12 protein-coding genes are annotated in these 8,623 nt (G+C 60.7%); 8 read left to right on the top strand and 4 right to left on the bottom strand.

Annotation, left to right across the window (positions count from 1 at the left end):
* Nucleotides 1-185: 185 nt before the first annotated feature.
* Nucleotides 186-1,640 carry an acetamidase/formamidase family protein gene (locus WB528_RS11085; RefSeq protein ID WP_423888457.1) on the bottom strand — a complete coding sequence of 485 codons (1,455 nt, stop codon included), beginning with the start codon at nt 1,638-1,640 and terminating at the stop codon, nt 186-188.
* 752 nt (nt 1,641-2,392) lie between these two features.
* On the opposite strand from WB528_RS11085, the gene WB528_RS11080 reads away from it, so the two are divergent.
* The 8 genes from WB528_RS11080 to WB528_RS11045 all read left to right on the top strand — a co-directional run bounded on the left by WB528_RS11080 (nt 2,393) and on the right by WB528_RS11045 (nt 6,858).
* The gene (locus WB528_RS11080) at nt 2,393-2,689 is read left to right on the top strand and encodes a hypothetical protein (protein ID WP_423888456.1); all 297 of its coding nucleotides are present in this window, start codon (nt 2,393-2,395) and stop codon (nt 2,687-2,689) included.
* Nucleotides 2,686-2,994: a hypothetical protein gene (locus WB528_RS11075; protein ID WP_423888455.1), complete on the top strand. Its 309-nt coding sequence runs from the start codon at nt 2,686-2,688 to the stop codon at nt 2,992-2,994. Before WB528_RS11080 ends, WB528_RS11075 begins: the two co-directional genes overlap by 4 nt.
* Before the next feature lie 98 nt (nt 2,995-3,092).
* The gene (locus WB528_RS11070) at nt 3,093-4,184 is read left to right on the top strand and encodes a sensor histidine kinase (protein ID WP_423888454.1); all 1,092 of its coding nucleotides are present in this window, start codon (nt 3,093-3,095) and stop codon (nt 4,182-4,184) included.
* A 156-nt stretch (nt 4,185-4,340) separates the two neighbouring features.
* Complete coding sequence (locus WB528_RS11065) at nt 4,341-4,541, top strand: hypothetical protein (RefSeq protein WP_423888453.1); 201 nt, start codon at nt 4,341-4,343, stop codon at nt 4,539-4,541.
* A 142-nt stretch (nt 4,542-4,683) separates the two neighbouring features.
* Entirely contained in the window at nt 4,684-5,109 is a 426-nt protein-coding gene (locus WB528_RS11060) for a hypothetical protein (protein WP_423888452.1), read from the top strand.
* Nucleotides 5,110-5,264: 155 nt separating this feature from the next.
* The gene (locus WB528_RS11055) at nt 5,265-5,477 is read left to right on the top strand and encodes a hypothetical protein (RefSeq protein ID WP_423888451.1); all 213 of its coding nucleotides are present in this window, start codon (nt 5,265-5,267) and stop codon (nt 5,475-5,477) included.
* Nucleotides 5,478-5,989: 512 nt separating this feature from the next.
* Nucleotides 5,990-6,223, top strand: coding sequence for a DUF6894 family protein (locus WB528_RS11050; RefSeq protein WP_423888450.1), 234 nt, complete (start codon nt 5,990-5,992; stop codon nt 6,221-6,223).
* Between the two features lie 356 nt (nt 6,224-6,579).
* A complete protein-coding gene (locus WB528_RS11045; protein ID WP_423888449.1) occupies nt 6,580-6,858 on the top strand; it encodes a hypothetical protein in 279 nt (92 codons plus the stop codon).
* Nucleotides 6,859-6,875: 17 nt separating this feature from the next.
* Here the strand turns inward: WB528_RS11045 and WB528_RS11040 are convergent, their stop codons facing one another.
* The 3 genes from WB528_RS11040 to WB528_RS11030 all read right to left on the bottom strand — a co-directional run bounded on the left by WB528_RS11040 (nt 6,876) and on the right by WB528_RS11030 (nt 8,478).
* On the bottom strand, nt 6,876-7,379 hold the full coding sequence (locus tag WB528_RS11040; protein ID WP_423888448.1) for a DoxX family protein: 504 nt from the start codon (nt 7,377-7,379) through the stop codon (nt 6,876-6,878).
* Nucleotides 7,380-7,554: 175 nt separating this feature from the next.
* Entirely contained in the window at nt 7,555-7,704 is a 150-nt protein-coding gene (locus WB528_RS11035; RefSeq protein ID WP_423888447.1) for a hypothetical protein, read from the bottom strand.
* An 81-nt stretch (nt 7,705-7,785) separates the two neighbouring features.
* Nucleotides 7,786-8,478, bottom strand: coding sequence for a substrate-binding domain-containing protein (locus tag WB528_RS11030; protein WP_423888446.1), 693 nt, complete (start codon nt 8,476-8,478; stop codon nt 7,786-7,788).
* Nucleotides 8,479-8,623 lie beyond the last annotated feature (145 nt).

Below are 8,623 nucleotides of genomic sequence, written 5' to 3'. Positions count from 1 at the left end.
GTCGGGCGGACATTGTGATGACTTACCGTTGGACTAAGCCTCGAGATTGCCGATTTTGATATCACCTAACTCTGCTCGCAAGAGCGGTTTGTCTTTTGCGCAAATAACACTGCTGATCTCGACCTTCCAATGCGCGGCGACGCGGCCAGACTCTAGGCGAACCCGGCCGCGTCGGATCGGATGGATCAGGTCTCGCCGCCGGCGAAGATATCCTTCCGGATGACCGCGTGCACGCCCCAATTGCCGTCGACCACCTGGGTGATGCCGAAGTCGACGCCAACCGAGATGAGAGAGATGGCCTCATCTTCGGTCAGCTTCTTGGTCGTCATGAGGAATCTGCGCATCTTCCGGAATGCATCGCGCATGGCAAGGTCCACGGACGATTTCGAGTAGATGTCCGACTGCGCCTTGTCGCCGAGTTCGGTGAGGTAGTTGGCAAAGCTGAAGCCATGCACCAACCACTCGTCCTTGGTTTCCAGCATCGGATAGTTGAGCGCTTCGAGCGCCGTGCCGGCGAGATCGGCCTTCTTGTGCAGGATGATCTGGAAGGTGCCGTTCAACGAGCATTCGATCGCCGTGCCGCACAATTCGGAATCTCCCTGCGACGCGTGGGAGTCGCCGACCGATAACAGGCCGCCCTCGACCGCGACCGGGTAATACATCGTGGCGCCCTTGCCGATCCGCCAATTATCGATGTTGCCGCCGGTATAGCTCGGCGGGATCGAGTCGACGATGTCGGCTTCCTTGGGCGCAAGACCGATGACGCCGAAATGCGGACGTATCGGGATGCGCACGTTTTTCAGGATGCCGTGGTTCTCCTTGACCGTGGAATGATCGACGTGAACGCCGGGATAGTCGATGGTTTTATGCACGACGCCGGCAGGATCGGTCTGCGGGGTCCATTGGAAATTGTAGACTGCTTTCGCCCAGTTGCGTTCGCCTGTCGCGTCGACCTCGTAGATCGTGACCACCTCGCGCGGCTTGGGCTCGGTGAGCAGGTCCTTGTAGTGGAAGCCCCACCATGCGGCAGCGTTGCTGCCGAAAGCCTTTCCGGCATATTGCGGATTGGCGCAAGGCCGGGGTGCGACGTCGATGATGCGCAACTCGATCACGTCGCCTTCCTGGGCGCCGCGGACATACACGGGACCGGTGCAAATGTGCACGCCAAGTCCCTCGCCGGCGCCGCGCCCGAACAGCGAAGCATCCATGGGTCCGGCGCCGCGCCGATTGACGCCCTTCTTCTCCTTGGTCCACAGGAACACGCTTTCGAGGCCGGGGTCGCCCTTCACCATGCGCTCGGCATCGTCGTTGGAATGGTGGGTCAACGCCTCGATGGTGATGAAGTCACCAGAATCTATCTCGACCTGCGGTTTCAAGCTCTTGCTGAAGTAGCCCCAATGCACGGTATCGGCGTTGGCCGGCAGATGATGATAGGACCGCTTGGCCGGCTGGTTCTTTTCGGCGGCGGCCGCCATCTGCGGCGTCACCAGGGAAATGCCGCCCGCAGTCATCGCCGCCGCGCCTCCAGCCGCGGCGAAGCTCGATCTCAGGAACGACCGGCGTTCCTGATCGAGCGTTTCCTTGAACTTGCGGTGGTGCAATTCGAATTCAGGACAGTTCTTGTCGTCACCTGCGCACATCGTATCCCCCTCTTCGTTTGACTGTGCATTTCAGACGCGCACCTGATCCCACCTCAGTTCATCGTAGCAGTCAAACCTCCGTGCAACGTCGGGCTGTTGGACGACGAAATAAAAACGCCGAGTCCTCGCAAGTGAAACAAAAACAGGCGCGCTGCATAGTGCTTGGGCTTTGTTGCGCTCAAATTTAGGCAATTGAGAACGCGCTTGCGGAAGCGAAAGCTTGCACCGGCAATCAATGATAGACAAAATTTGCTCTCCAACTCCGTGGTTCGGCAGATCGCAGCAGCCGACCAGGTCCGCAAGAGCGTTTTCAGGATCGATCGCATCCAGAGGATACGGGGCTTTTTTCTCCCGGTAATTCCGGCGACTGAAGGGAGCAATCGGCACCGAACGTGCCGCGGTTCAGGCGTCTTTCAGGCGATATTTTGCAATATTTCGCCGTGTAGAATTCAGCCACCGAGCCGTTGGGGGCGGCACGTCGTAACTGGAGCGACCCCATGCGTGTCGCAGTGATCGTAGTGATAATGATGGTGGCAACGCCATCGATAGCCTCGCAGTCCTGCTTGAGCCAGACGGAGGCGCGTAAGCATTTTGCGTCCGCACACCTTTATTGGCATGGGCCGGGCCATTGCTGGGACGCGACAGTCCCGCGGCACCATCAGATCCAGGTTCGGAAAAAAAGCCTGATCAGGGAAGCTCAGCGCGACAACGATCGGCCTAAGTGGCAGGATTCGCAGGACTCGATGTCGGCCATGTCACCTGACCACGGGCCTGTCCGGTCTTTCCGGACGCCTACGTCGTGGGAAGTCAGTCGTCAGGAGGAGGAGGCCGTCACCGCAACGCCGTGGACCGACCGCTGGGTGGAAATCAGGCCGCCTCAATCACCCCTGGTCGCGCGTCCGGTCCGCGTCGTTCAAGTCTCGCCCGCGCCCGTCATCGAGCACAAATCCGTCCAGATGATTTCGACGCAAAACGTCGTGGTGTTGGCGTTCCTCGCCTTCATGCTGACGCTCGGGATGATCGGGGTCTTGTACCCGCAGGATCCATGACCGCGCGCCTGCGTCCTGATTTTGGCCGGCGGCATCCATCGCACGCTGCCCGCGGGCGCGCGCTTTATCCTGACCGGCATGGCGATCCACGGCTTGCGCCCAACGTCTCCGACGAGCATCGCGAAAGCCTGACCACGATCTACGGTGAACAATTCCGCGTCTACCTGCGCGAGATGGGCATCGATACCGAATTGCTCGACATCGTCGATCGCAACAACGAACGGCGGCACGCGACGGAGGTGCCGCCATCCGACTGGACGCGGCTGCACATCGTCACGACGGCCTCGCAGTCGCCGATGCGTTGAGGCAATCGGCCACGTTTCTTTGCCCAACGCGGCGATTGTACTTTGTGCAACTGCCGCGATAGGCTGGGCGACGAGCGTTTGAGTAAGGTTTTTGGCGTATGGGCGCCGAGGTAGTCAGCGACTTCCTGGCGGGGGGCGGCGAGATGGGCGCCCTGACGCGAGCATTTGACTGGTCAAAAACACCGCTCGGCCGCCCCGAGACATGGCCGCAAAGCCTTCGCGTGACGGTGCGGCTCGTTCTCACCTCGCGCCACCCGATGTTCATCTGGTGGGGGCCGGAGTTCATCCAGTTCTATAACGACGCCTACCGCGAGACGATGGGGCCCGAACGGCATCCCAGCGCCTTGGGCGCGCGCGGCCGCGAGTGCTGGGACGAGATCTGGGACATCATCGGTCCCCAGATCGACTACGTCATGGCGGGAAACGGCGCGACCTGGCATGAGGACCAACTGGTGCCGGTCACGCGTCACGGCCGTCGCGAGGATGTCTGGTGGACCTATAGCTTCGGCCCGATCGATTTCGAAGGCAACGTCGGCGGCGTGCTTGTCGTCTGCAAGGACGTCACTTCCGAGCACTTGGCACGGGAAGCGCTGCATCTGATCAATGAGGAGCTGAAGCACCGAGTCAAGAATACGCTGACCGTGCTTGGCGCGGTGGCGACCCAGACATTCCGAAACGCATCGAGCAAAGCCGATCTCGAAAAATATCAGGGAAGACTCGCGGCCTTCGCACGCGCGCACGACCTCCTGACGGCGGCCAATTGGGCGGCCGCGCCGCTTCCGGATGTGATCAGGACTGCGCTAACCCCTTACAGGAGCGGCGAAGGCCGATTTACGGTCTCGGGTCCTTCCCTGATCGTCAAATCGCGGCAGGCGCTCGCTTTATCGCTCGCCATCCACGAGCTTGCGACCAACGCCATGAAGTATGGCGCGCTGACGGTAACAGGCGGCCACGTGTCGATTACGTGGACATCCGACGATCGGGCGGTTCCGCCAATATTCGTTTTCGTCTGGCAGGAGACTGGCGGCCCACAGTTGTCGGAGCCTGTCAGCGCAGGCTTTGGTTCGCGCCTGATTTCCCGTGTCCTGCAAGACGATTTCGGCGGCTCCGTTGAAGTGTCATATCAGCGGCAAGGACTCGTCTGCCGGCTGACCGCGCCGCTCGAAAACCTGGCGCCTTCCCGCGAATAGCGGCCGAGCTCCGAGCAAAAACGCCATGGCGCCTTGAGGGGTCCGGGCCGTGAGCTGGCAACAGGGCGGTGCGATCAAGATCAAGACTCGGCTTGCGGCTATGGATGACACTTTCCGCTTCCGCTAGACTGGCTTCGGCGCCAGGGAGGAAAATCCATGCAGGACTTCACGTCACTTTCCACAACCGAGCTTTCCGACCGGATCGGCATCCTGCGCGACAATCTTCGCCAGCTCACCGAACAGGCGACGGCACAATCGGGCGCCGCGAATGAAGAGCGGCTCGCGGACCGGATCGAGACCCAGAGCAAGGAGCTGGAGGGGCTACTGAAGGAGCAGGAGCGCCGAGAGCGGAAGTGATCCGAATGACTGGCAGCCAGTGCTGAGGGACTTCTTGGCTAACCGGTTCGTCGACTGCCCGCAATGCAGCGCTAACCTTCTCTCGGTATGATTGCAGCCTATAAGCGCGTTAACGCGCAATTTACTTTCTTGCGGGGGCAGGATGCTCAGACTTGTAGTGATTGCCGCAGCGCTGTTGCTGTCGGCCGGCGAAGCATTTGCGCATGGCGAGGAGCCCGCGCCGCCGCCGAAGAAGGAAACGCCGCTGTTTCCCGTGATGGTGGTGCAAACCCGCAAGGGCCAGATCTTCGTCGATGCCAAAGGGATGACACTTTACACGTTCGACCGCGACACCAGTGGCACATCATCGACTTGCGAAGGCAAATGCACCGAGCGCTGGAAACCGCTGGCAGCATCCCCCGACGCGGAGGCCAAGGGCGATTTCACCGTGATCACCCGCAGCGACGGCAGCAAGATGTGGGCCTATCGCTATCGCCCGCTCTACACCTCGCAATCCGATCACGCGCCCGGCGACGTCAACGGATTTGACGGTGCCAATCTGTGGCACGTTGCGCACCCGGCGTTCTGAGTAGCCGCGTCCTCGCCGGCGACGGGAGGCCTCATGTACATCGTCGTCATTGCGGGTTTGCGTTAGTTTTTTCCGGCCCGCTTTCACCGCGCGAGAGATCTTTCATGCGGCGAGCGACGAAATGTTGCCCGTGGTGCGTGAGCTGGGTCTCGCCAATGCCGCGGGCGGCCGTCGTGGCACTGCTGTCGCTCGCGAGGCCGGACTTCGTCGTGTCCGTCGCGATCTATGCGGTAATATTTTTCGGCGTTGCCGGCCTTCGGCACGGTGCGGAGCTCGACCGCTCCCGTAACGAGAACATCGCCATGATCAACGATCTCTTCATTGCGGCTGTGCTTGCGATGTTCGTTGCTCCTGCATTCTGGCGCTGATCGGCCAGATGCGCTCAACGTGGGCGAAAATCGTTAGGGGAAATCCGGCCCTCAGTGGGAACACGAGACCCGGCGAGCCTAGCAGACCGGGTCTCGCGAACATCCCCCACCCCTATGTGGCGCAAAAGCCGAAAGGGTCAGTAGCCTTCGAGTACGCAAAATTCATCGCGCGTGAAAGACCGTAGCACTACGGTGCAAGCATCGCGTGCCGGACACGCAAGAAATCGAATCGGTCCCGGCGTACAACATCACCAACGAACGCGCTGACGAACGATCGCAAGCTTCTCCCGCCCTCGATTGCTTCACTGGCCGCTCGTAATGACAGCGCTTATCCGAAATACCTGAGTCAATCGAATCGGTTGAGCTCTGTCGCGACAGCAACAGGCAAGCGGCGATTGAAGAAAATTGTCTGAATTCCCCGTAGTTTCACTCACGGAGTCATCCGGATTCTCCGACTCAGTTTGCACTGCTATCAAGCCATGCATCACGGTTTCCCTTCGAGGAGACGGACCATGGCTCAACTCTTCTTCCATTGCTCGAACGATGACGGCGTGTGGATCGATCGGCGACTGGCTGCCACGAGCAACCTGACCGAAGCCATGGAGCAAGCTACCCGCGTCGTGCGGTCGTTGATAATGGCGCCCTCCCACGAAGACTGGCGAGGCTGGACGCTGCATGCCAGCGACGATTTTGGCGATGAAGTCTTCGCTATGCCCTTCGCCTCCGTGCTCGGCAAGTCGCACTGAGAGGCCGCCATGCGGATCACCCTGCTCGCCTCGACCCCGCTTCGCCACCGCCTCGCCGCCCTCGCCGATGGCTGGCAACGCCTGCTCCGGATAGCGAGCAAACCTTATCGGCCCGAGCTTCATTATATGCGCGGCCCCGGCCCCAAATGGCACGCCCGCCAACGCGAGCAAAATGGGCTGTAGAGTTTCTCCCTGGCTGGTGATGCCCACCTTCAGGCGCCGTCTGTGGACGGCGCCTTTTTCTTTTTGTTAAGCAAACGCGCCTCCGCCAAAAGGCTAAGGGCTTCGCACTGGCCAAAAATCGCCAAATTGTTTTTATTTTTGGGGAGTGACCTCAATCCATTCGGAGACCCCCCATGCGGATCGCGCAATCGATCTTCGTTGGTTCGATCGCCGTTTTGGCTGGCCTCGCCTCGCCTGCGCTCGCCAACAACTCAAGCCCGAATTCCCACGCCAATGCCAATGCGCGAGCCGTCGACGAAGCGCCGGCCTCGTCCAACTGTCATGCCTATCAGAAGGGTCCGGACGGCACCTGGGTCGAACTCGCCTGCCATGAAGGCAACGAGAGCGCTGCCGCACCTGCCCGTCGCCGCGCCGCGAGCCACCATCCGGCGGATCAGACCACGACACGCTGATAACGGGCTGGCAGCGATCAGCGAGGAGCCGCAACGCCGGCTTTCGTCCATGAGCGCGACAGCCAGCGATCCAGCGCCAGCGGCCCGGAGCCGCCCAATACCAACGCAATGATCCCACAAATGTACAACAGATCGGTCTCATAGCCGGGTTGGCCGAATTGGGCGCCTGCCGCCGTCACCGACTGGAGCTTGATCGAGCTAAATCCATTTGGCAGATGCACGGTGAAGATCGCAACCAGCAGGACGACGATCATAGGTACGCTCGCGAGCGGAATGAAAAGACCCGCGATAACGGCTATGCCGCCTGCGATCTCGACGACGATCGTCGCCCAGGCAAGCAATGCCGGATCGAAAATCCCAAGCGCAGACAGGATGTGGGTGAAGTTATCGGGGCCGCGCGCCAGCTTGGCATAGCCATGGTGGATAAAGCCGCCGCCGATGATCAGGCGAAGCGGAATCGCGTACCAGCATGATGCAAGCGATGGAACAAGCCTGATGCAGCGGGCGATCAGCGCGTTCATACGGAACCTCTTTTGGGGTTTTCAGCGGTCGGCACGGTGCGTGCACTGCCCGATGTTCGCGTTGACCGCGGGATTTGTTACGCGCGGTCGCAAAAAAACACCCGGCGGTTTTGCTCGACAGGCCGCTCTGCGCTCCTCGCGAAGACGGCCTGGGGCCGTCCACCGTGATGCGTCGTCAGTGCCGCTTGAAATACTGCACCGCGCGCTCGTGCTTTTCAGCCGCCGCGCGCGACTTGAAGGTGCCGAGATTGCGGCGTCTGCCGGTCTTCGGATTTGGCTTTCGGGAGTAGAGCCGGTACTCGCCCGACTTCAGTTTGCGGATCATCTGATGACCCCCGTTTGATGGAAACGTCCTGATCAATCGTATTCCTACCAATCGCGCCGGCGGCGGGTTTGTTCCTCGCGCTTACGTCAACCGCTCCAGCCCGGACTCCAGCAGCGCCGGCGTCGCTTCAGCAGAAGCCAGGAACTTCAACAGCAGACCGGAGGAGGCAACGTTCTTCGACGCCGTCATGCGGCCGCCGGAAAACGCCGCTGGCGTTTGCAGGTGATGCGGCAGGGAGCCGACGATCTCGATGCCCTTCACCTGCTTCAACTCGCTGAGCTGCTGGATCGCGACATCAGCCTCGCCCGTGACGATGCGTTCGGCGGTAAAGCCGAGCGGCACAACCGTTGCACGGGCGTTGATCGCATCGGCAATGCCCATCCTGGCAATCAGATGCGCAAAGAAAATGCCGCTGGCGCCAAGCCGCGAATAGGCAACCGACCGCGCCTTCAATAGCGTCGTGCGCAGCTCGGCTTCCGTGGAAATATCCGGATGCGGCTGGCCGGCCTTGACCGCAAGCCCGACCCAGGAGCGCGCGAGATCGACGCAGCTTTCGGCCACCACACTTCCCGCGGACACGAGACCCGCGAGCCCCTCCTGGGTCAAGATGAGGATATCGGCGGTCTCGCCTTCCGTCAGGCGTTCGAGCACCCTCACGGTCGGCGCGAACTCCGCATCAATAGTTGCGCCGCTTACCGCCCGATACTTGTCGGCCAGGGCGCGAACGGCGCCCGCCAGAGCCAGCGTCGACAACACCCGTACCGAATTTTCCATTCACCGATCTCCACTGAATCAGCGGCCGCTTCTAGTGGTCCGATTCTAACATTTGCATCCCGCTCTGGCTGGCACTTTTGCAAATGTTGGAATCAAAGGACCACTAGCAAATATAGGTTTCTATTGGAGTTTTGGATTTTTAATT

It is taken from the genome of Bradyrhizobium sp. (assembly GCF_049586575.1).
In the GTDB taxonomy this organism is placed as follows: domain Bacteria; phylum Pseudomonadota; class Alphaproteobacteria; order Rhizobiales; family Xanthobacteraceae; genus Bradyrhizobium.
This window is presented reverse-complemented; position numbering and strand designations above follow the sequence as displayed.

What these genes read in the sequence shown, in the direction of transcription:
- WB528_RS11060 (WP_423888452.1), top strand. Translation starts at nt 4,684, where the DNA reads ATGCTCAGACTTGTAGTGATTGCCGCAGCGCTGTTGCTGTCGGCCGGC.
- WB528_RS11035 (WP_423888447.1), bottom strand. Translation starts at nt 7,704, where the DNA reads ATGATCCGCAAACTGAAGTCGGGCGAGTACCGGCTCTACTCCCGAAAG.
- WB528_RS11085 (WP_423888457.1), bottom strand. Translation starts at nt 1,640, where the DNA reads ATGTGCGCAGGTGACGACAAGAACTGTCCTGAATTCGAATTGCACCAC.
- WB528_RS11065 (WP_423888453.1), top strand. Translation starts at nt 4,341, where the DNA reads ATGCAGGACTTCACGTCACTTTCCACAACCGAGCTTTCCGACCGGATC.
- WB528_RS11080 (WP_423888456.1), top strand. Translation starts at nt 2,393, where the DNA reads ATGTCACCTGACCACGGGCCTGTCCGGTCTTTCCGGACGCCTACGTCG.
- WB528_RS11030 (WP_423888446.1), bottom strand. Translation starts at nt 8,478, where the DNA reads ATGGAAAATTCGGTACGGGTGTTGTCGACGCTGGCTCTGGCGGGCGCC.
- WB528_RS11040 (WP_423888448.1), bottom strand. Translation starts at nt 7,379, where the DNA reads ATGAACGCGCTGATCGCCCGCTGCATCAGGCTTGTTCCATCGCTTGCA.
- WB528_RS11050 (WP_423888450.1), top strand. Translation starts at nt 5,990, where the DNA reads ATGGCTCAACTCTTCTTCCATTGCTCGAACGATGACGGCGTGTGGATC.
- WB528_RS11075 (WP_423888455.1), top strand. Translation starts at nt 2,686, where the DNA reads ATGACCGCGCGCCTGCGTCCTGATTTTGGCCGGCGGCATCCATCGCAC.
- WB528_RS11055 (WP_423888451.1), top strand. Translation starts at nt 5,265, where the DNA reads ATGCCGCGGGCGGCCGTCGTGGCACTGCTGTCGCTCGCGAGGCCGGAC.
- WB528_RS11070 (WP_423888454.1), top strand. Translation starts at nt 3,093, where the DNA reads ATGGGCGCCGAGGTAGTCAGCGACTTCCTGGCGGGGGGCGGCGAGATG.
- WB528_RS11045 (WP_423888449.1), top strand. Translation starts at nt 6,580, where the DNA reads ATGCGGATCGCGCAATCGATCTTCGTTGGTTCGATCGCCGTTTTGGCT.